This window comes from Azorhizobium sp. AG788, assembly GCF_004364705.1.
Classification (GTDB): domain Bacteria; phylum Pseudomonadota; class Alphaproteobacteria; order Rhizobiales; family Xanthobacteraceae; genus Azorhizobium; species Azorhizobium caulinodans.
Genome location: NZ_SOBM01000002.1, coordinates 442,641 through 463,128, shown reverse-complemented (window position 1 = coordinate 463,128; position 20,488 = coordinate 442,641). Strand labels below are relative to the sequence as shown.

Genomic DNA, 20,488 nt, shown 5'->3' with positions numbered 1-20,488 from the left:
TCAGATCCGGGCCGCGGCCCGCGCCTCTGCCAGCCGCAGAAGGTCATTCAGGGCCCCGGGCGCATCCAACTGCATGGTCACCGGCAGGGCCGTGATGGCGCCGGCCATGTCGGCAAAGCGCCGATCTCCCAGCCGCACATGGTCCTTTGTGGTGGTGACGAGCTGCCACCCTTTGCGCGCGGCCTCCGCGATGAGCGGAGCGATGTCCGACGGCTGGTAGGGATGATGATCGGGAAAGGGCTGGAGCCGCCCGATCCGCACGCCCGCTGCCGCCAGCGTGTCGGCGAGCTTCTGCGGTCGGCCGATGCCCGCGAAGGCAAGTACGGTCCCCGCTTCGAGCGTGGCGATGACCGACGGATCGGGCCGGACCTGCCCCCTCAGCACCACCTTGCCATGGCTGCGGGCAAGCTTTCCGAGCGCGTCGGCACAGCGCCCGCCACCGGCCACCAGCAGCGCATCGGCGCGATCAAGCTGCGGCGCCAGCGGTGCGCGCAAAGGCCCGGCGGGCAGCACGCGCCCGTTGCCGACGCCAGCCTCGCCATCAATGACCAGCAGGCTCACGTCCTTGGCGAGCGACGGGTTCTGGAAGCCGTCGTCCATCACCACATGGCTGGCGCCGAGGGCCACGGCGTGGGCGGCGCCGGCGGGGCGGTCGCGGGACACAACAGTGGGTGCCGCCTGCGCAAGCAGCAGGGCTTCGTCGCCCACGTCAGCCGCCGTATGGGTCTGCGGATCGACGAGGACCGGACCTGCGAGGCGCCCGCCATGGCCGCGCAGCAGGGCGAAGGGGCGTGCGCCCTGCTCTTGCAGGCGCGCCAGGACCATGAGCGCGGTTGGTGTCTTGCCGGAGCCGCCGACGGTGGGATTGCCGATGCAGATGACGGGGACCGGGACGCCCGTAGAGGGGCCGGCCATCCGCTTCAGGGTGACGGCGCCGACAAGCGCGCCGATCGGCGAGAGCACCCAGCCCATGAGGCTGTTGCGGCGGGACCAGAAGGCGGGCGCCTGCCCGATCATTTCCCTTCCAGCCGGATCTGCAGGAGATAGGGCTCGATGGCCGCCAGCGTGCGCGGCAGTGCGCCGCTGAGGTTTTCCACCGTCTGCCACGCGGCGTGGGAGATGCGCTCGTGGCAGCCGGGCGTGAAGAAGATGTCGAGCGTGGCGCGCACGATGTCCTCAGCATCCATCACCGGGACGGAGCCGGCGGCCTCGTCCAGCTTTCCGTAGACGGCGGCGAAGTTCCACACATGGGGGCCGTGCAACACGACAGTACCGATCTTCGCCGGTTCGATGGGGTTCTGTCCGCCGTGCTCGATGAGCGAGCCGCCGAGGAAGGCGACCGGTGCCACCCGGTAGAAGAGGCCCATTTCGCCGATGGTGTCGGCCACATAAACCTCCGCCTCGGGCAGAGGGAGCGGCGTCTGGCTGCGCTGGGTGGCCGCAAATCCCGCGTCGTGGGCCAGCTGGCGGATGGCACCGCCGCGCTCGGGATGACGGGGGGCGATGATGGTGAGAAGGCCGGGCAGCTCCTGCCGAAGCCGCCCGTGAGCTTCCAGAACGTATTCGTCCTCGCCCGGATGCGTCGAGGCCGCGAGCAGGACGGGACGCTCGCCGATGGCGGCCTGGAGGCGGGCGAGCATGCTGGCGTCGGCGGGCGGCGCCGGAACGTCGAACTTGAGATTGCCGGCGACCTGAACGCGCGGCGCGCCAAGGCCCCGGAAACGGGCGGCATCCTCGGGCGTCTGGGCGAGGCAGAGATCCACCCGCGAGAGAAGCGCCCGCGCGCTGCGGGGCAGGCGGGCCCAGCGCTGTGCCGAACGGGCGGACAGACGGCCGTTCACAAGCACAACCGCCGTACCGCGCTTGTCGAGCTCGGTCATGAGGTTGGGCCAGAGCTCGGATTCCGCCAGCAGCGCGAGATCGGGCTTCCAGTGGTCGAGGAAGCGGCGCACGAAGGCGGGGGCGTCGAGGGGGACGAACTGGTGGATCACCGAGGCCGGCGCCCGGCGGGCGGCGACGCGGCTCGAGGTGAGGGTGCCCGAGGTGAGCAGGATGGCGAAACCGCGATCCTGAAGCCGCTCCACGAGGGGCAGAATGGAGACGATCTCGCCGACGCTCGCGCCATGGACCCAGATGAGCGGACCCTGCGGCCGCTCCACCCGCGTGATGCCGCGCCGCTCGGCGATGCGTGCCGGGTCTTCCTTGCCCTTGCGCACCCGGTACTTCAGCCAGGCCGGGGCCAGCACCGTCGCGAACGAGGCGGCGCCCCGGTAGAGACGGAGCGGAACCGGGAGCGGCCTTCGGGTCATCGGGCGGCCTCGCCGGGGGCCTTGCCGTCGACGAGGGCGGGGGCGCTGCCGCGTCCCACCAGCGCCTCGGCACGGGCGGTCGCGGCTTCGAGGCGCCGCTGCACCAGAAGCCGCGCGGCTTCGATGGCGGCGTCGTCCGCATCGCGGGGCACCCAGATCGGCGCCGCCGCCACGGCGGCGCCGCGGCTGAAGGGCAGGTTGAGGCTGGCCTTGTCCCAGCTCTTCAGGGTGATGCGGTTGCTCGTGGCCATGGCGATGGGAACGATGGGACGGCCGGAATGACGGGCCACCACCACGACGCCCTTGCCCACATGGCGCGCGATCTTCGGCACGTCCGCCGTCATCGCCACATTGATCCCCTCGGCCAGCGTGTCAATGAGCGCATAGGTGGCGGACACGCCGCCCTTGCGGTGGAAGTCGCGCGGGGAGGTGGCGCCGGAACCGCGGATGGTTCCGACCCCGAGCTTCTCGGCGGCGATGGCATTGATCTCCGCATCCGCATGGCGGGAGATCAGCACCTTCGCCTTGTGGTGCGGCTTCATCACGAACGGCGTCAGGAAGTGCTGCCCATGCCAGAAGGTCATGATGAGCGGCAGGTTCTCTTCGATCCGCGCGTAGATGTCAGCCGGCTCCACCACGAAACGCGTCGTGTAGGCCACAGCCTTGAAATAGTAAGCAAAGGTCGTTCCCAGGGCGACCTGGACGCCCCGGTTGGTCCGAATACGACGCCACATGAGTGAGGGGTTCCGTCCTTCAGCTGCCGTGCGTCTTGTCGGTGTCCGGATCGAGCAGGCGATGCAGGTGGACGACGAAATAGCGCATCATCGCGTTGTCCACGGTCATCTGCGCCTTGCCGCGCCACGCGGCGGCGGCGCTGGCATAGTCGGGATAGATGCCAACGATGTCGAGCTGGCTCAGATCCTTGAAGTCAACCGAGTCGAGATCCTTGAGCTCACCGCCGAAGACGAGATGAAGCAGCTGCTTGCGTTCGGTCATGGTCATAAGTTCCTGGGACAGGCGAAAACGGGAGGAACGTCAGGATGCGCCGCCGGCGCCCGCACGCGCCGCAGCGAGAATGTGAGGATGCAGGGCGGTCCCCGCGCAGACGAGCGCCCCGTGCCGGGGCACCGTAGCATTATAGGTGAGAGGCCGGCCATCCAAGCCGGACAGAAGGCCGCCGGCCTCCTGCACCAGAAGGTCGGCCGCCGCGATGTCCCAGTCATGGGCATTGGGGGCGGCCAGCGCCACATCCAGTTCAGCCGTGGCCACGCGGGTGATGCGCAAGGCGAGCGAGCGCACACGCGGGCGCCGCTCGATGGGGGCGTGCTGGGCCAGCCGGTCGAGGCTCGCCACGGGACCGGAGATGCGCGCGCCCGCCAGTGCCGTCAGATCGGAAACGGCGAGCGGGACGCCGTTGCGCGTCGCCCCCGCTCCGACAGAGGCGACGAACAGCTCTTCGCTCGCAGGTGCGAACAGGGCTGCGGCGACAGGCCGGCCGTCCTCGACCAGAGCGGCGGAGACCGCCCAGTCCACGCCGCCCGCCATGAAGCCGCGCGTGCCGTCGATGGGGTCCACCACCCAGACCCGGCTGCGAGCGAGGCGATCCGGGCTGTCCACGCTCTCTTCCGAGAGCCAGCCGTAGTCGGGCGCCAGCGCGGTGAAGCGATCCTTCAGGAAGCGGTCCACGGCGATGTCGGCCGCCGTCACGGGCGAATCGTTGGCCTTGCTCCAGCTTTCAAGCCGGCCCGCGCGGAACATATCGAGCGCGATGGCTCCCGCCGCGGTCACCGCATCGGCCATCAGCCGGGCGACGGCATCCGGCGCGTCCGGCGCCGGTGCGCCGGAACGGGGCGGGGTCTGATCCTGCGACTTCATGGGGCTGCCCTTAAGCGCCTCGCATGTCCGTGGCAAGACGACTTGCGTTCACTCTGGAGAAAGTTGAGGCCCGTTCCCGCGGAGCGCGCACTCACGGCCAAAGGGCGGACAGGTGCTGCGCGACCACGTCCAGGGACAGGCCGACGAAGAAGAGAAGGCCGGCGTCGCGGTTGGACTTGAAGAGCGCAAGGCACAGGTCCGGATCGTCGATATCGAGCCGACGGACCTGATTGAAGAGATGGGCCGCGAAAGCCACGAGCCCCGCCCAGGCGAAGAAACCGCTCGGCGTCTCCATGAGCGCCAGTGCGAAGAAGATGACGGTGGCCGTGTAGCTCAGCGCCAGCGCCACCCAGCTCGACTGGCCGAACAGCAATGCCGTCGAGCGCACGCCGACGATGGCGTCGTCCTCGCGATCCTGATGGGCATAGATGGTGTCATAGGCGAACACCCAGCACACCGAACCCACGAAGAGCAGAAGCGCGGGATCGTCGATGCTGCGGAAGACGCTCGCCCAGCCCATCAGGGCGCCCCAGGAGAAGGCGATGCCCAGCACCGCCTGCGGCACCGAGGTGATGCGCTTCATCAGCGGATAGATGGCGACGACGCCGAGCGAGGCGATGCCGGTGATGACGGCGAAGCGGGGCAGGGACAGCAGCACCGCGAGGCCGACGAGGCACTGGAACACCAGGAACGCCATGGCTGCCGGCACGCTGACCGCGCCGCTGGCGATGGGGCGGTTCTGGGTGCGCGCGACCATGCGGTCGATCTTGCGGTCGAGGATGTCGTTCCAGGTGCAGCCGGCGCCGCGCATGGCGACGGCACCGATGGCGAACAGAATCAGCAGCTTCGGATCGGGATAGGGCTGGTGCGCGGCACCGGCGGCGAGCGCTGTCGACCACCAGCACGGCATGAGCAGGAGCCAACTGCCGATGGGCCGGTCGAGGCGGGCCAGCCGCAGATAGGGACGCAGGGCCGCCGGCGCATGCCGGTCCACCCAATTGCCGGACGGCGCGTCGGCGACCGCCGCCAGTTCCGGCGCGCGGGCCGCCTCTCCCAGGTCTCCGCTCACGTTCTGGTCACTTGGAGAGGGCGTTGCCGGTCAGCGTGTCGAACACACCGCCGCGGCCGTTGCTCTCGCCGGGCACATAGCCGGTGGTGACACCCAGAGCCTGGGACAGGCTGCCCTGCGGCGGCGGCTTGGCCGGGCCGCCCGAAGCGCCCGTGGCGCCATTGGCCGCAGCCTGGCAGACGCGATCACGGAGCTGGGCGGTCTTCTTGTTGTTCTCCACTGCCTGCTTGATCGCCTCCGGCGGGATCTGGCACCAGTCCTTGTTGTCTTCAAGGTACTTTGCGGCCTTGGCCTCGGCGGTCGTGAAGGTGCGGAACAGCGGGCAGAGTTCCTGCGGACCGGCCTTGGCCTTGCCGGCCGCCTGGAGGGCCTTGCCCTTGGTCTCCATGTCGGCGCGCAAGGCGTTGAAGTCGGTCTGGCAGTCCGCGAGGGCCGGCAGGGTTCCGGCCGCGCAGAAGGCTAAGGCAAGCCCGATGGCGATCGAGCCCTTGAGGCGCGGGGGATGGGAAATCCGGAGCATGGTCTCTTCCGCAACGTCGGAACTGGGGTTTCCTTACAAAGACAGCACGCTTGGGGCAATATCGCGGCAGAGCCGGGGAATAGGTGCCGCAGCGACCGGCGCGCAAAAAAGCGTGAGGGCCCCGCTTGACGGAGATTTCGTCCGTGGGTAGGTTCGCGCAACTTTCGAAAGGGCGGGTGCGCCGATGCGCAACTTCATTATCCTTCTTGTACGTGAGCGCGCCATCGTCGCGGCGGCCTGACGGGCCGTCCGGGGGACAGGTGGCGCGCGATCAGGGGCCTTCGGGCCCCTTCGTTGTTTCTGGAGCTCAGCTCCGGAGCCCACATATGGTGATCAATCGGGATTGAGGGCGCGCGAGGCGCCGGGCAGCTGGGGCTGCGAGGAGTGGACGACATGACCAAGGAGATGACCGGCGCCGAAATGGTGATCCAGGCGCTCACCGATCAGGGTGTCGAACACCTGTTCGGTTATCCGGGCGGCGCGGTGCTGCCCATCTATGACGCCCTGTTCCACCAGAACCGGATCGAGCACATCCTCGTGCGCCACGAGCAGGCGGCTGTGCATTCGGCGGAGGGCTATGCCCGCTCGTCCGGCAAGGTCGGCGTCGTCCTCGTCACGTCCGGCCCCGGTGCCACCAACGCGGTCACCGGCCTGACGGATGCCCTGATGGATTCGATCCCGATCGTCTGCATCACTGGCCAGGTCGCGACCCACCTCATCGGCAACGACGCCTTCCAGGAGTGCGACACGGTCGGCATCACCCGGCCCTGCACCAAGCACAATTATCTGGTGCGCGACGTCAACGATCTCGCCCGCGTGCTGCACGAGGCCTTCTATGTCGCCCAGAACGGGCGTCCGGGTCCGGTGGTCGTGGACATCCCGAAGGATGTCCAGTTCGCAAAGGGCACCTACATCGGCCGCGAGAACATCGAGCACAAGACCTACAAGCCCAAGCTCGTGGGCGATGACGGCGCGGTTCGCCAGGCCATCGAGATGATCGCCGGCGCCAAGCGTCCGATCTTCTACACCGGCGGCGGCGTCATCAATTCCGGCCCGGCGGCGAGCCGTGCGCTGCGCGAGCTGGCGCGCCTCACGGGCGTTCCGGTCACCTCGACCCTGATGGGCCTCGGCGCCTTCCCCGCGGCCAGCAGCCAGTGGCTGGGCATGCTCGGCATGCACGGCACCTACGAAGCCAACATGGCCATGCACGGCTGCGACGTGATGGTCTGCATCGGCGCGCGGTTCGACGACCGCATCACCGGCCGCCTCGACGCCTTCGCGCCGGGCTCGAAGAAGATCCACATCGACATCGACCCGTCGTCCATCAACAAGAACGTCAAGGTCGACCTGCCCATCATCGGCGACTGTACCAAGGTGCTGGAGGCGATGGTTGCCCTCTGGAAGTCTCAGGACCGCCAGACCGACAAGGCGGCGCTCGACGAATGGTGGAAGCAGATCGACCGCTGGCGTGCGCGCAACTCGCTCGCCTACCGTCTGCTGCCGGACGTCATCAAGCCGCAGCAGGCCATCGAGCGCCTCTATGCGGCGACCAAGGACAAGGACGTCTACATCACCACCGAGGTCGGCCAGCACCAGATGTGGGCGGCCCAGTTCTTCCGGTTCGAGGAGCCGAACCGCTGGATGACCTCCGGCGGCCTCGGCACCATGGGCTACGGCCTGCCCGCCGCCATCGGCGCGCAGATCGCCCATCCGGACGGCCTGTGCATCGACATCGCCGGCGAGGCCTCCATCCTGATGAACATGCAGGAGATGTCGACGGCCGTACAGTTCAACCTGCCGGTGAAGATCTTCATCCTGGACAATCGCTACATGGGCATGGTGCGCCAGTGGCAGGAACTGCTGCACGGCGGGCGCTACTCGCACTCCTATTCGGAGGCGCTGCCCGACTTCGTGAAGCTCGCCGACGCTTATGGCGGCGTCGGCATCCGCTGCGAGAAGCCCGGCGACCTCGACGGGGCCATCCAGGAGATGATCAACATCAAGCGCCCGGTGATCTTCGACTGCATCGTGGACCAGCAGGAAAACTGCTTCCCCATGATCCCGTCGGGCCGCGCGCACAATGAGATGATCCTCGGCGACATGGCGGTCGACCTCGACGAGGCCATCACCGACGAAGGCAAGATGCTGGTGTGAGCCTCCTGCCGCCGGGCGCGCCTTTGCGCCCGGCCTCGCCGCGCCCCTCCATTCCCTGTTTTCGCAGAGTCCCCTCGATGTCGCTCGCGCAAGAGAAGACGGAACGCCACACCCTCTCGGTCCTCGTGGACAACGAGCCGGGCGTGCTGGCCCGCGTCATCGGCCTGTTCTCCGGCCGTGGCTACAATATCGACAGCCTGACCGTGTCCGAGGTGAGCCATGAGGGTCACCTCTCGCGCATCACCATCGTCACCACCGGCACGCCCATGGTGATCGAGCAGATCCGCAACCAGCTCGACCGCCTCGTGCCGGTCCATCGGGTGCGGGATCTCACCGTGGAAGCGGTGTCGCTGGAGCGCGAGCTCGCCATGGTGAAGGTGCGCGGCACCGGAGAAGCCCGTTCCGAGGCGCTGCGCCTCGCGGAGGCCTTCCGCGCCCGCGTCATCGACGCCACCACCGAGAGCTTCGTGTTCGAGATCACCGGCAAGTCCGACAAGATCGACCAGTTCGCGCTGCTGATGGCGCCCCTCGGCCTCGTCGAGGTGGCGCGCACCGGCATCGTCGCCATTTCCCGCGGCCCGGAAGCCATGTGAGCGCCGGCTGCGACCCCTTTCAACCCGTTTTACCAAGAGGAAAACCCATGCGCGTTTATTACGATCGTGATGCCGACCTGAACCTCATCAAGGGCAAGAAGGTCGTCATCGTCGGCTACGGCAGCCAGGGCCACGCCCATGCGCTCAACCTGCGCGACAGCGGCGTGAAGGATATCGTGGTCGCCCTGCGTCCCGGTTCCGCCAGCGCCAAGAAGGCCGAGGGTGAGGGCTTCAAGGTCATGACCCCCGCGGAAGCCGCCAAGTGGGGCGACGTGGTGATGATGCTCACCCCCGACGAGCTCCAGGCCGACATCTATCGCGAGAGCCTGCACGACAACATGAAGCAGGGCGCCGCGCTGCTGTTCGCCCACGGCCTCAACGTGCACTTCAACCTCATCGAGCCCCGCAAGGATCTCGACGTGCTCATGATCGCCCCGAAGGGCCCGGGCCACACGGTGCGCTCCGAGTATCAGCGTGGCGGCGGCGTGCCGACCCTGATCGCCATCGCGCAGGACGCCTCGGGCAACGCCCATGACCTCGGCCTCTCCTACGCCTCGGCGAACGGCGGCGGCCGCGCCGGCATCATCGAGACCACCTTCAAGGAAGAGTGCGAGACCGACCTGTTCGGCGAGCAGGTCGTCCTGTGCGGCGGCCTCGTGGAGCTGATCCGCGCCGGCTTCGAGACGCTGGTGGAAGCCGGCTACGCGCCGGAGATGGCCTATTTCGAATGCCTGCACGAAGTGAAGCTGATCGTCGACCTCATCTATGAGGGCGGCATCGCCAACATGAACTACTCCATCTCGAACACCGCCGAGTATGGCGAGTATGTCACCGGCCCCCGCATCATCACGCCCGAGACCAAGGCGGAGATGAAGCGCGTGCTGACCGACATCCAGACCGGCAAGTTCACCCGCGACTGGATGCTCGAGAACAAGGTCAACCAGGCCTCGTTCAAGGCCACCCGCGCCCGCCACAACGCCCACCAGATCGAGGCGGTCGGCGAGAAGCTCCGCGAGATGATGCCCTGGATCAAGGCCAAGGCGCTCGTGGACAAGAGCAAGAACTGAGTTTCAGTCAGGTTCTGGAACAGGGAGCGGGCGCCGGAAGGCGCCCGTTTCTGTTTCAGGGTGCCCATCCGATCCGCTGCACGACAGAAGCCTCCTAAAGAAGCGGCAGAATGACTTCGGCACCAAGGCCTTAGCCGCCGTCCCGTCTAATCATTCTCATTTAGAACTGGGCGCCTCCGTCTTGAGGCGCGCCTTCCGGTGCCTCAGCCTTGGGCCTGCCTCACGGATGCGCTGGTCCCGCGGGCGACAGGGCAGGGCGGCTGGGCCGCCGGCCGCACACGGAAGAAGGCAGATGATCGTCAACGTGATTTTCGGTTCGGACGGGGGGGCCACCAAGGCCGTCGCCGCCCGCATTTGCAAGAAGGCCTCGGGCCGCTCCATCGACATCAAGGCCGCGAGCGTCGGTGATTTCGAGCAGTGCGACCTGCTCATCCTCGGCTCGCCCACCTATGGGGCGGGCGATCTCCAGTCCGACTGGGAAGCCAATATCGACACGCTCAAGTCCGCCAACCTCGCGGGCAAGAAGGTGGCCCTCTTCGGCACCGGTGATCAGGCGACCTATCCGGACTCCTTCGTGGATGCCATGGGCCTGCTTTATGATCTCGTGGCGGAGAAGGGGGCCGCCGTCGTCGGCTTCACCGAGACGGCTGGCTACGACTTCACCGGTTCGCTGGCCGAGCGTGACGGGCAGTTCGTTGGCCTCGCCATCGATCCCGACACCCAGTCCTCCCTCACCGAGAAACGGGTCACCGCATGGCTTGCGAAGCTGCTCTAGACCAGGTGACGCTGCGCATCTTCAACCACAATGTCTATGAGTTCCGGCGTGGCGTCCGCTGCCTGTTCCTCATGACCATGGCTGCCCATGACCTGCCGCCCATCCTCGTGCGGCTGGAGGGATCGCAGATCGAGCATTTCGTCCAGCACGTGAATGCGGAGAAGGTGAACCTGTTCTTCGGCCGGACCGCCTTTGTGCAGACCACCCGCAGCATCGTGACCAAGCCCCTGTGCCAATTGACACCGGAGGAGGATTTCATGCTCGGTACCCTGCTCGGCTACGACCGCGAGCAGCAGTGCGAGCGCTATCTCTCCCGCTGCGGCCGGCCGCCGTTCGTGTGCACGAGCCATTGAGGGCTGCCGCCCGGAATTCGCGGGTCCGCCCCGGTCCGCTTTGGGCTATCATCCGGCAGTCTGAGAGGAACTGCCGTGGCCGACACGTCCCCCGCCCTGTTCATCCGTCTCGATTTTGGTGACGGCCGGCGCCTCGGCCCCGGCAAGATCGCATTGTTGGAGGCGATCCATCTCAGCGGCTCCATCCTCGGCGCCGCCAAGGCACTGGGCATGAGCTATCGCCGCGCCTGGATGCTGATGGACGAACTCGGCCGCATGTTCGAGGAGCCGGTGCTGCGCACCTTTCCCGGCCGCCGGGGCGGCGGGTCGGAAGTGACGCCCTTCGGCCATCGCCTCATCGCGCTCTACCGCGCCATGGAGCGGCAGGCGGCCCGCGCCACCGAGGGCGCGGGCAGCGAGATCATGCGTTCGCTTGCGAAGGATTATCAGGCTCGACCAGACGCAGAGCCGGAGACCCAGGCGGGCTGAGCGGGCCGTCCGCCGGCGCCGCGAACAAAGGCGAGCGGGAATCAACCGCCACCGCCTTGATCATCACCCACACTGGCATGCCGGGCTCCAGCGCCAGACGATTGACGCTCTCCACGGTCACGAGCGCGCGCAGGGTGACGTGGCCGAGATTGACGCCCACGTCCGCATAGGGACCCTCCTCGCGGCGGATGTCGCTGACCCTGCCGGCGAGGCGGTTGGTGACGGAGACATCCATGGGCCGCGACAAGGAGAGCGCCACGTCGCGGGAGCGGATGCGGGCACGGGCGGGTGCGCCGAGCGGCAGATCCACCAGGGGCACCCGCAGTTCGCCGTCGGGAAAGGCGAGGCTGGAGAGGGCATAATGGGCATCATGGGAAGCGACCGTGCAGTCCACGATGGTGCCGAGGTCGAAGCGCCCCACCACCGGCAGCAGCGCTGGCTGGGACATCACATCCGCCACGCTGCCGGCCGCCACCACGTCCCCGTCCGCCATGGCCACCACCATGTCGGAGAGGCGCAGCACCTCCTCGATGGCGTGGCTGACATAGAGGATGGGCAGCTTCAGCTCGTCCCGCAGCACTTCAAGATAGGGCAGGATTTCCGCCTTGCGCTGTTCGTCGAGGGCGGCGAGGGGCTCGTCCATCAGGAGCAGGCGGGGCTGGGCGAGCAGGGCGCGGCCGATGGCCACCCGCTGGCGCTCGCCACCGGAGAGAGTGTGCGGCCGGCGGCCGAGCAGATGGCCGATGCCGAGCATGCCCACCACCGCATCGAAGCCGATTCGCTTTTCGCCCTTCGCCCGCCGTTCGCCATAGCGCAGGTTGGTTTCCACGCGCATGTGCGGAAACAGGCGGGCGTCCTGGAAGACATAGCCCACCCGCCGACGCTCCATGGCGAGGTCGATGCCCCGCGCGGCGTCGAAAAACACCGTATCGCCGATGCGGATGCTGCCGCTGTCCGGGCGCACGGTGCCCGCCACCATATGGATGATGGTGCTCTTGCCCGCGCCGGAGCGGCCGAACAGCGAGGTGATGCCCTTCTCGGGCGCCACGAAACGGGCTGCGAGCCGGAAGCTGGAGGAGCGCGTCAGCGCGACGTCGATCTCGATCATGCCCGCCCCAGGACCATGCGGATGCGCCGGTCGGCGAACTCCGCCAGTAGAAGGGCACCGAGCGCCAGGATGATGGAGACGACCGTGAGGCGCAGTGCGATGGCGTCGCCGTCGGGCACGCTGGTGGCGCTGTAGATGGCGAGCGGGATGGTCCGCGTCACGCCTTCCACGTTGGAGACGAAGGTGATGGTGGCGCCGAACTCGCCCAGCGCGGACGCCAGCGACATGAGCGTGCCGGAGAGAATGCCCGGCAGCATCAGCGGCAGGGTGATGCTGAAGAAGACGTCGAGCCGTGAGGCGCCAAGCGTGCGCGCGGCCGTCTCCAGCCCCCGGTCCACCGCATCGAGCGAGAGGCGGATGGCGCTGACGGTGAGCGGGAACGAGACCACGGCGGCGGCGACGGTGGCCCCAGCGGTGGAGAAGATCAGCCGGATGCCGAACCACTCATAGAGATAATAGCCAAGGGCGCCGCGCGTCCCGAGGAACAGCAGCAGCAGATAGCCCACCACCACGCGGGGCAGGACGAGCGGCAGGTTGATGACGCCATCCACCAGCCCGCGCCCCGGGAAATCGAGGCGGGAGAGGATGAAGGCGACGACGATGCCGGGGGGCAGGCTCCACACGGTGGCCCAGAAGGCCACCTGCAGGCTCAGCCGCACGGCCGTCCATTCCTCCGGGGTCAGAATCACGGCGGGTCCTTGAGGATCGGCGGGGGCAAGGAAAGCTTACGCCCCCGCGCATTGCGCTGCGAAGGGGGAAGCGCTTACTTCACCGTGAAACCGTATTTGGCATAGACCGCCTTGGCCTCGGGGCTGAGAAGCTCTGCGAAGAAGGCCTTGGCGGCGGCCGTGTCATGATCCTTCACCAGTGCGAAGGGATAGGTGATGGGCTCGTGGCTATCCGACGGGAAGGTGCCCGCGACGACGACATTCTTCGCGATGGCCGCATCCGTGCCATAGACGATGCCCGCCGGGGCCTCGCCGCGCTCCACGAAAGCGAGGGCGGCGCGCACGCTGTCGGCGCCCGCGATCTGGGCCTTCACCTTGTCCCACAGGCCGAGCTTGGTCAGCGCCGCCTTGGCATAGACGCCGACCGGCACGCTATCCACATTGCCCGTCACCAGCTTCCCGTCCTTGCCGAGCAGCGTGGCGAAATCGAACGTGGGGCTGATGGTGATCTGTGTCGGCTTGCTGGCAGGGACGACCACCACCAGCGTGTTGCCCAGTGCCGGAACGCGCGTGTCCTTCACGATGAGGTTGCGCTGCTCCAGATAGTCCATCCAGCGATTGTCGGCGGAGATGAAGATGTTGGCCGGCGCTCCGGCCTCGACCTGCTTGGCCAGCTCGGAGGAGGCGGCAAACGAGAAGCGCACCGGCACGCCGGTCTTCGCCGTATAGGCCTTGGCGATGTCCTGAAGCGCATTCGTCATACTGGCCGCGGCGAAAACCGTGACGGCCTCCTGCGCGTGGGCGGCAGGCGCCGAAAGAGCGAGTGCGGACAGGGCGAGGGACAGAAAGGTGCGGCGCGCGAAACGGCTGGTGGCAAGGCGTTGAACGGCAAAGGAAACAAGAGACATGTCCGCCTCCGGAAAGGAAGTTATATCTCCTCATATATAGCTTCCCTTCCGAAGGCCACGTCAAAAGAGGGGCACCTTGTGGATGCCTATTTTGGCTGCACGCTGCCGTTTCCGTCCGGCGGCGGGATCACGGGCATGGTCCCGGTGTCTGGCGCAGGCTTGTGCATGTCCGGATCGACACTGCGCGGCGGGGGAATGACGCCGTCGTTGCGGCGAAGCTGGTCGGAGGGCGTGTCGCCCGGCTGGGGCGCGGGCAGGGTTGGGCCGGGCGCGGTCGGCGGGCGGGGATCGTTGCCCGCCTGTGCATGGGCGGCGGGGGCGGCGCCAAGTGCCAGACTGCCGGCGAGGGCCAGCGAGACGGCGAGGGGGATATGCCGGGTCATTGCCGTTCCTTCCTGTTGTCGGAAGGCAAACCCGGCCGCCGCCCGCCCTGTTCCGGTCAGTAGCCGATGAGCTTGAGCGCGGCCCCGCCTGGCGCGAGCATCACGAAAGCCCAGAGGAGGGCGCTCGCCACATTGGCCACTTGGAAAGGGATCTGCCGCATGGCCAGGATGCCGGCGATGAGCGGCACCACGGCACGGGCCGGCCCGAAGAAGCGGCCCACCGCGATGCTCCAGACCCCGAAGCGGGCGAAGAAGGCTTCGCCCTGCGCGACCATCTCCGGCCGGCGGGAGAGCGGCCACACGGTCTTCGCCCCGTCCTTGAAATAGTAGCCGAGTGCATAGGACACGCTGTCGCCCAGCATTGCGCCCGTAGCGGCGGCGACCCAGATGGGCCAGAAGGCGAGATTGGATGCCTCGATCAGCGCGCCGATGCCCAGCAGAAGCACCGTCGCGGGAATGAAGATCGAAAGAACAGCCAGGGATTCCCCGAAAGCCAGTGCAAACACGATAGGCACTGCCCATTGCTTGTGCTGTTCAACCAGGGCCAGTGTATCGGCAACGAAAGAGCTGAAGTCGATCATCGGTCCTCCGCGGAACTAGATCGAGGGCATTGTCGGCGATTGCAAGGCAAGGCTCCGGTCTGACGGGAATTTGCGTCCGCCGGCGGGGGAAAGCGCCATTCCGGCGCGAATAAGCGCGGGCGTGCCTTGAAATCTCCACGGATCTGAGCCATATGCCAGCCGTAGCGATCAGGATGACTGATGAAGCGTCATCTACGGTCGCGCTCGGGCCGCGTAGCGGAAACCGCTCAAGGGTTGTTAGGCAGAGCATTGCTCGCCGCACCCGAACGGCTTCGGCCCGACTACCGTATGATCGATTGCGACAGCCCAGGCCACGCGGGGTGTCAAACGCCCTCGCGATTGCGCTGCGCCTCAACACGACAGGCGCGCGGCTCTCGCCCATGAAAGACAGAGCTTGACCTCATTTTCTGAACTCGGCCTTGCCGAGCCCATCGTCCGTGCGCTGACCGAAGAAAAGCACGTGACGCCCACGCCCATCCAGGCACAGGCCATTCCGGCCATCCTCTCCGGCAAGGATCTCATCGGCATCGCCCAGACGGGCACCGGCAAGACCGCCGCCTTCGGCCTTCCCATCCTTGACCACCTCTCGCGCAACCCGCGCCGCATCGAGCCCCGCTCCTGCCGGGTGCTGATCCTCTCGCCCACCCGCGAGCTCTCCGGCCAGATCCTCGACAATCTCGACAAGTTCGGCCGCCACATCCGCCTCTCCACCACACTCGCCATCGGCGGCGTGCCCATGGGTCGGCAGATCCGGGCGCTCCAGCGGGGCGTCGACGTGCTCGTCGCCACCCCCGGCCGCCTCATGGACCTGGTCGAAAATAATGCCCTGAAGCTCGACACCGTCGAGGTGTTCGTGCTCGACGAGGCGGACCAGATGCTGGACATGGGCTTCGTCCATGCCATCAAGGCCATCGTCCGTCGCCTGCCGCACAAGCGGCACAGCCTCTTCTTCTCCGCCACCATGCCCTCGGCCATCGCCGATCTCGCGGCCTCCATGCTCCGCAATCCGGTCACGGTTGCAGTGACGCCCGTCGCCAAGACGGCCGACCGCGTGGACCAGCGGGTCATCTTCGTGGAGAAGCCCGCCAAGGCGAAGATGCTCGCCGAGGTGCTCAGCACCGAGGAGGTCGACCGCGCCCTCGTCTTCACCCGCACCAAGCATGGCGCGGACAAGGTGGTGCAGGTGCTCGCCCGCGCCGGCCACAAGGCCGAGGCCATCCACGGCAACAAGTCACAGAACCAGCGCGACCGTGTGCTCGCGGCCTTCCGCGAAGGTTCTCTGCGCACCCTGGTGGCCACCGACATCGCCGCACGCGGCATTGATGTCACCGGCGTGAGCCATGTGATAAATTACGACCTGCCGAACGTTCCCGAATCCTACGTTCACCGCATCGGCCGCACGGCCCGCGCGGGGCGCGAAGGCATCGCCATCTCGTTCTGTGACGGCGAGGAGCGCGCCTACCTGCGGTCCATCGAGAAGCTCATCCGCATGACGCTTCCGACCACCGACCGCCGGGGCGAAGCCCGCCCGGCGGAGGCTGCGGAGGTGGTGGGCGAGGATCGTCCGCGGGCGAATGCCCAGCCCCGGGGCGAACGTCAGGAGCGGCGCGAGCCGCGTGGCGAACGCAAGGAAGCGCGTCCGCCGCGGGCCGAGCGCCCGCAGGGTGAGCGCGTCCAGGGCGATCGCCCGCGCGGTGAACGTCCGCGTGGCGAGCGCACCGGCGCGGAGCGCAACGGTGCCGAGCGCAATGGTGCTGAGCGTCATGGCGCCGAGCGCGTGCACTCCGAGCGTCCGGCGGGGGCGCGTCAGCGTTCGGCGGCCGGGCCTCATGGTGAGGGCCGCAAGGCCGACGCCCGTCCGGCCCATGGTGGCCGCGCCGAGCAGCCGCGCAGCGAGCGTGGCGGCCGGGCGCAGGGCGGCCAGCGCGCTCAGAGCTCCGAGATCGGAGCCATTGGTTTCATGCGGGCGCCTGCCCGTAGCGACAAGACCGGTCCGGCACGTCGTCCGGTCCGCTGAAATTCGGGGAAGCTGGAGAAGACTATATGGCGAAAGAGGAACTGCTGGAGTTCGAAGGAACGGTGACGGAAGTCCTGCCCGACGGGAACTTCCGCGTGCGGCTCGACAATGATCATCAGATCCTGGCCTATGCGGCCGGCAAGATGAAGAAGAACCGCATCCGCACCATCGAAGGCGACCGCGTCGTGGTGGAAATGTCCCCCTACGATCTCGATCGCGGCCGGATCAATTTCCGCCACAAGGCGGAAGGCAACGCGCCGCCGCCCGGCGCCCGGCGCCAGCAGAATTTCCGCCGCCGCTGATTGCGGCTGCGGCGCCAGACGTCAGATGCAAAAGGCCGGGCTTGCGCCCGGCCTTTTTGCGTTCAGGTGTCCCGATGGAAACGTCAGAGGCGGCTCGATGGGAGATCCAGCAGGACCTCGATCACCGGGGCCGCCGGGTCCGCCACCAGCCGGCGCCTCAGGACCACGAGGTCGTGCCGGCCGGAATCGGACAGGGCCACACGGTCGCCCTGCTGCAGCGTGCTGAACAGTTCATCCGCCCGCTCCGACAACCAGGTCATCCGCACCGAAAGGCCGGATTGGACGACGAGGGACTGCGCGGCCTGGCTGAGGACGATGCGCGTCTTGAAGGCCGGCGGAGCGGATGACGCAGGGGCCGTACCGGTTTCACCCGGAGGCATGCGGACGGGGAGGGGCAGGGCTTGCATCATGGTGCTCCGCTAGCACGCCGCGCCATGCGTGTCATGGCGGCTTCCGTGAACTTTCAAAGACCCATCCGGTCCGGCGATCTTCCGCACCCGGGCTTGCGCCGCCAATCGGGTTGGCTAACCTCACGGCCCCAAATCAGCCGGGCTCGACCCCGGCACCGGAGGAAACATGACGGGGCTCAACACGGCCGCCCCCGGCGCGCTTCAGGCGGCGGCGGGCGCGGCACCTGCTGCGCAACTGGACGGCGTCCGGATTTCCTTTCCCGCAAGCGGTCCGCGCGGCGCGGAGTTCATCGCCGTCGAGGGGGCGAGCCTTACGGTGGCCGATGGCGAGTTCGTCGCCATCGTGGGCCCCACGGGCTGTGGCAAGTCCACCCTGCTCAATGCCACCGCCGGCCTGCTCGTGCCGAGCGTCGGGTCCGTTTCCATCTTCGGCGCGCCCCTGAAGGGGCTCAACCGCAGCGCGGGCTATCTCTTCCAGGCCGAGGCGCTGTTTCCCTGGAAGACGGTCATCGATAACGTCGCCATCGGACTGGACGTCGCGGGCGTGCCGTCCGCGCAGGCGCGCGAGCGCGCGGCCGCGTGGCTGAAGCGGGTGGGTCTCGGCGCCTTCGCCGACCGCTATCCCCACATGCTCTCCGGCGGCCAGAGGAAGCGCGTCGGCCTCGCGCAGGTGCTGATCCGCGATCCCAAGATCCTGCTCATGGACGAGCCGTTCGGCCCGCTCGACGCGCAGACGCGCCAGATCATGGGCAATCTGCTGCTGGATCTCTGGACGCAGGACCGCAAGGCGGTGCTGTTCGTGACTCACGATCTCGATGAGGCCATCGCGCTCGCCGACCGGGTGGTCATCATGAGCGCGGGCCCGGCCTCGCGCATCATCGGGGAATGGCGGATCGGCCTTGCCCGGCCGCGCGACATCGCCGAGGTCCGGCTGCTGCCGGAATTCCATGCCTTGCACCGGGAAATCTGGGGCGCGCTGAGGGAGGAAGTGGTGAAGGGGTATAGGCAGACGGAAGAGGTGGCGTGATGCGGGGTGCCATGTCCCGGCCCCTGCTGCTGGCCTTGCAGGTTCTGGTCGCTATCGTCCTCATCGCGCTCTGGCATTTCGGATCGACCATCAAGATCCCGGCCGGTGTCCTCACCGCCAAGGCCTTCTATCCGCTCGATCCCTTCTTCTTCTCAACGCCCATCGCCGTGTTCCAGCGCACCTGGCAGGACTTCGCCACGGGCGTCATCTGGTATCACCTCGGCATCACGGCGCTGGAGACGGCGCTCGCCTTCGCCATCGGCGCCATCGGCGGCATTCTGGTGGGCTTCTGGTTCGCCCGCCGGCAGATCGTTGCGGCGGTGTTCGATCCTTACGTGAAGATGGCGAACGCCCTGCCGCGCGTGGTGCTGGCGCCCATCTTCGCGCTCTGGCTCGGCCTCGGCATCTGGTCGAAGGTGGCGCTGGGCGTCAGCCTCGTGTTCTTCATCGTCTTCTTCAACGTCTATCAGGGCGTGAAGGAGGTGAGCCCGACGGTGCTCGCCAACGCGCGCATGCTCGGCATGAGCGAGCGCCAGTTGCTGCGCCACGTCTATTGGCCCTCGGCGCTCACCTGGATGTTCTCCTCGCTCCACACGTCCGTTGGCTTCGCGCTGGTGGGGGCCGTGGTGGGCGAATATCTCGGCTCGGCCGCCGGCCTCGGCTATCGCATCCATCAGGCGGAGGGCGTGTTCGACGTGACGGGCGTGTTTTCCGGGATGTTCGTGCTCGCCGTCTTCGTCATCCTCATCGATGCCGTGGTCACGGTGATCGAGAACCGGCTTACGGTCTGGCGGCCGGCGCCCGCCAGCCAGCAACGATAAATCACCCAACAAGACGCCCCATGGAGAGGAAACCCATGTCCAGCATCACCCTGACACGGCGCACGCTGCTCGCCGTTTCGACGGCGGCAGCCCTGTTCGGTCTCGCGGCCACGCCGGCGGCGGCGCAGAAGGCGGAGAAGCCCAGCCTCACCCTCGGGGTGGGCGGCAAGCCGCTGCTCTATTATCTGCCGCTGACGATCGCGGAGCAGAAGGGCTTCTTCAAGGAGGAGGGGCTCGACGTCACCATCAACGACTTCGGCGGCGGCGCGAAGTCGCTCCAGGCGCTGATCGGCGGCTCCATCGACGCCGTGACCGGCGCCTATGAGCACACCATCCGCATGCAGGCGAAGGGGCAGGACATCGTCTCGGTCATCGAGCTCGGCCGCTATCCGGGCATCGTGCTGGTGGTCCAGAAGGACAAGGCGGCGAAGCTGAAGACCATCGCCGATCTGAAGGGCGCCAAGATCGGCGTCACCGCGCCGGGCTCCTCCACCAATTTCTTCGTCGATTTCCTGCTCGCCAAGAACGGCCTCAAGCCCAGCGACGTCTCCTATATCGGCGTCGGCGGCGGCGCCTCTGCGGTCGCGCAGATGAAGCGCGGCGAGATCGACGCGATGGCCAATCTCGATCCCGTCATCACCAAGCTGGAGAGCGACGGCGACGTGACGGTCCTCGCGGACACGCGGACGGAGGAGGGCAACCAGAAAATCTTCGGCGGCACCAATCCGGCCGCCGTGCTCTATCTGAAGCGCGATTTCGTCGAAGCCAACCCGGTGACCACCCAGAAGCTCACGAACGCCTTCTACAAGGCGCTCAAGTGGCTGGAGAAGGCGAGCCCCGACGATGTGGCGAACGTCGTGCCGCCGGAATACCTGCTGGGTGAACGGGCGCTCTATGTGGCGGCGGTGAAGGCCTCCAAGCCCACCTATTCGCAGACCGGCGTCATCCCCGAGAGCGGCATGAAGAATGCGCTCAACATGCTGGTGGAGTTCGATCCGGAGCTTAAGAGCGCCACCATCGACCTGCCGAAGACCTTCGATGGCAGGTTCGTGAAGAAGGCCGCCGAAACCATCAAGTGAG

The 20,488-nt window shown here is 67.4% G+C and carries 24 protein-coding genes; 11 read left to right on the top strand and 13 right to left on the bottom strand.

Annotation, left to right across the window (positions count from 1 at the left end):
- The 7 genes from lpxK to DFO45_RS06180 all read right to left on the bottom strand — a co-directional run bounded on the left by lpxK (nt 1) and on the right by DFO45_RS06180 (nt 5,773).
- Nucleotides 1-1,017, bottom strand: coding sequence for a tetraacyldisaccharide 4'-kinase (gene lpxK / locus DFO45_RS06210; protein ID WP_133864196.1), 1,017 nt, complete (start codon nt 1,015-1,017; stop codon nt 1-3).
- Nucleotides 1,014-2,309 carry a 3-deoxy-D-manno-octulosonic acid transferase gene (locus DFO45_RS06205; protein WP_133864195.1) on the bottom strand — a complete coding sequence of 432 codons (1,296 nt, stop codon included), beginning with the start codon at nt 2,307-2,309 and terminating at the stop codon, nt 1,014-1,016. The genes lpxK and DFO45_RS06205 overlap by 4 nt, the downstream gene beginning before the upstream one ends.
- Nucleotides 2,306-3,043 carry a DUF374 domain-containing protein gene (locus DFO45_RS06200; RefSeq protein WP_133864194.1) on the bottom strand — a complete coding sequence of 246 codons (738 nt, stop codon included), beginning with the start codon at nt 3,041-3,043 and terminating at the stop codon, nt 2,306-2,308. Before DFO45_RS06200 ends, DFO45_RS06205 begins: the two co-directional genes overlap by 4 nt.
- 19 nt (nt 3,044-3,062) lie before the next feature.
- Nucleotides 3,063-3,311: a DUF4170 domain-containing protein gene (locus DFO45_RS06195; RefSeq protein ID WP_012170906.1), complete on the bottom strand. Its 249-nt coding sequence runs from the start codon at nt 3,309-3,311 to the stop codon at nt 3,063-3,065.
- A 33-nt stretch (nt 3,312-3,344) separates the two neighbouring features.
- Nucleotides 3,345-4,184 carry a 3'(2'),5'-bisphosphate nucleotidase CysQ gene (locus tag DFO45_RS06190; protein WP_133864193.1) on the bottom strand — a complete coding sequence of 280 codons (840 nt, stop codon included), beginning with the start codon at nt 4,182-4,184 and terminating at the stop codon, nt 3,345-3,347.
- A 91-nt stretch (nt 4,185-4,275) separates the two neighbouring features.
- Complete coding sequence (gene ubiA / locus DFO45_RS06185) at nt 4,276-5,253, bottom strand: 4-hydroxybenzoate octaprenyltransferase (RefSeq protein WP_245517963.1); 978 nt, start codon at nt 5,251-5,253, stop codon at nt 4,276-4,278.
- A 7-nt stretch (nt 5,254-5,260) separates the two neighbouring features.
- Nucleotides 5,261-5,773: a hypothetical protein gene (locus DFO45_RS06180; RefSeq protein ID WP_133864192.1), complete on the bottom strand. Its 513-nt coding sequence runs from the start codon at nt 5,771-5,773 to the stop codon at nt 5,261-5,263.
- Between the two features lie 393 nt (nt 5,774-6,166).
- Between DFO45_RS06180 and DFO45_RS06175 the strand changes: the two genes are divergently transcribed.
- The 6 genes from DFO45_RS06175 to DFO45_RS06150 all read left to right on the top strand — a co-directional run bounded on the left by DFO45_RS06175 (nt 6,167) and on the right by DFO45_RS06150 (nt 11,183).
- On the top strand, nt 6,167-7,927 hold the full coding sequence (locus DFO45_RS06175; protein WP_133864191.1) for an acetolactate synthase 3 large subunit: 1,761 nt from the start codon (nt 6,167-6,169) through the stop codon (nt 7,925-7,927).
- 77 nt (nt 7,928-8,004) lie between these two features.
- Nucleotides 8,005-8,520, top strand: a complete 516-nt coding sequence (ilvN, locus tag DFO45_RS06170) for an acetolactate synthase small subunit (RefSeq protein WP_012170901.1) — start codon at nt 8,005-8,007, stop codon at nt 8,518-8,520.
- A 47-nt stretch (nt 8,521-8,567) separates the two neighbouring features.
- Entirely contained in the window at nt 8,568-9,587 is a 1,020-nt protein-coding gene (gene ilvC / locus DFO45_RS06165; protein WP_012170900.1) for a ketol-acid reductoisomerase, read from the top strand.
- Nucleotides 9,588-9,879: 292 nt separating this feature from the next.
- Nucleotides 9,880-10,362 (top strand): flavodoxin FldA, encoded by a 483-nt coding sequence (gene fldA / locus DFO45_RS06160; protein WP_133864190.1) that lies wholly within the window; start codon nt 9,880-9,882, stop codon nt 10,360-10,362.
- A complete protein-coding gene (locus tag DFO45_RS06155) occupies nt 10,341-10,715 on the top strand; it encodes a DUF2023 family protein (protein WP_133864189.1) in 375 nt (124 codons plus the stop codon). Before fldA ends, DFO45_RS06155 begins: the two co-directional genes overlap by 22 nt.
- 75 nt (nt 10,716-10,790) lie before the next feature.
- A complete protein-coding gene (locus tag DFO45_RS06150; protein WP_245517962.1) occupies nt 10,791-11,183 on the top strand; it encodes a winged helix-turn-helix domain-containing protein in 393 nt (130 codons plus the stop codon).
- On the opposite strand, the gene modC is transcribed toward DFO45_RS06150, so the two are convergent.
- From modC to DFO45_RS06125, 5 genes are all read right to left on the bottom strand, one after another.
- A complete protein-coding gene (modC, locus tag DFO45_RS06145; protein ID WP_133864187.1) occupies nt 11,116-12,291 on the bottom strand; it encodes a molybdenum ABC transporter ATP-binding protein in 1,176 nt (391 codons plus the stop codon). The two genes, DFO45_RS06150 and modC, sit on opposite strands and share 68 nt — an antisense overlap.
- Nucleotides 12,288-12,977: a molybdate ABC transporter permease subunit gene (gene modB / locus DFO45_RS06140; protein WP_043880268.1), complete on the bottom strand. Its 690-nt coding sequence runs from the start codon at nt 12,975-12,977 to the stop codon at nt 12,288-12,290. The genes modC and modB overlap by 4 nt, the downstream gene beginning before the upstream one ends.
- 77 nt (nt 12,978-13,054) lie before the next feature.
- Complete coding sequence (gene modA, locus DFO45_RS06135; RefSeq protein WP_133864186.1) at nt 13,055-13,867, bottom strand: molybdate ABC transporter substrate-binding protein; 813 nt, start codon at nt 13,865-13,867, stop codon at nt 13,055-13,057.
- An 86-nt stretch (nt 13,868-13,953) separates the two neighbouring features.
- Nucleotides 13,954-14,250 carry a hypothetical protein gene (locus tag DFO45_RS06130; protein ID WP_133864185.1) on the bottom strand — a complete coding sequence of 99 codons (297 nt, stop codon included), beginning with the start codon at nt 14,248-14,250 and terminating at the stop codon, nt 13,954-13,956.
- A gap of 56 nt (nt 14,251-14,306) precedes the next feature.
- Entirely contained in the window at nt 14,307-14,831 is a 525-nt protein-coding gene (locus DFO45_RS06125; RefSeq protein WP_133864184.1) for a DedA family protein, read from the bottom strand.
- A gap of 394 nt (nt 14,832-15,225) precedes the next feature.
- Between DFO45_RS06125 and DFO45_RS06120 the strand changes: the two genes are divergently transcribed.
- Both DFO45_RS06120 and infA read left to right on the top strand, forming a co-directional pair.
- A complete protein-coding gene (locus DFO45_RS06120; RefSeq protein WP_133864183.1) occupies nt 15,226-16,848 on the top strand; it encodes a DEAD/DEAH box helicase in 1,623 nt (540 codons plus the stop codon).
- 26 nt (nt 16,849-16,874) lie between these two features.
- Nucleotides 16,875-17,150 (top strand): translation initiation factor IF-1, encoded by a 276-nt coding sequence (gene infA, locus DFO45_RS06115; RefSeq protein WP_012115181.1) that lies wholly within the window; start codon nt 16,875-16,877, stop codon nt 17,148-17,150.
- An 83-nt stretch (nt 17,151-17,233) separates the two neighbouring features.
- Here the strand turns inward: infA and DFO45_RS06110 are convergent, their stop codons facing one another.
- Complete coding sequence (locus tag DFO45_RS06110; protein WP_133864182.1) at nt 17,234-17,557, bottom strand: hypothetical protein; 324 nt, start codon at nt 17,555-17,557, stop codon at nt 17,234-17,236.
- A gap of 169 nt (nt 17,558-17,726) precedes the next feature.
- Between DFO45_RS06110 and DFO45_RS06105 the strand changes: the two genes are divergently transcribed.
- The 3 genes from DFO45_RS06105 to DFO45_RS06095 are packed head-to-tail and all read left to right on the top strand — an operon-like array spanning nt 17,727 to nt 20,487.
- Nucleotides 17,727-18,587 carry an ABC transporter ATP-binding protein gene (locus DFO45_RS06105; protein ID WP_133864181.1) on the top strand — a complete coding sequence of 287 codons (861 nt, stop codon included), beginning with the start codon at nt 17,727-17,729 and terminating at the stop codon, nt 18,585-18,587.
- Nucleotides 18,588-18,598: 11 nt separating this feature from the next.
- A complete protein-coding gene (locus DFO45_RS06100) occupies nt 18,599-19,408 on the top strand; it encodes an ABC transporter permease (RefSeq protein ID WP_133864180.1) in 810 nt (269 codons plus the stop codon).
- 44 nt (nt 19,409-19,452) lie between these two features.
- The gene (locus DFO45_RS06095) at nt 19,453-20,487 is read left to right on the top strand and encodes an ABC transporter substrate-binding protein (protein WP_208299757.1); all 1,035 of its coding nucleotides are present in this window, start codon (nt 19,453-19,455) and stop codon (nt 20,485-20,487) included.
- Nucleotide 20,488 lies beyond the last annotated feature (1 nt).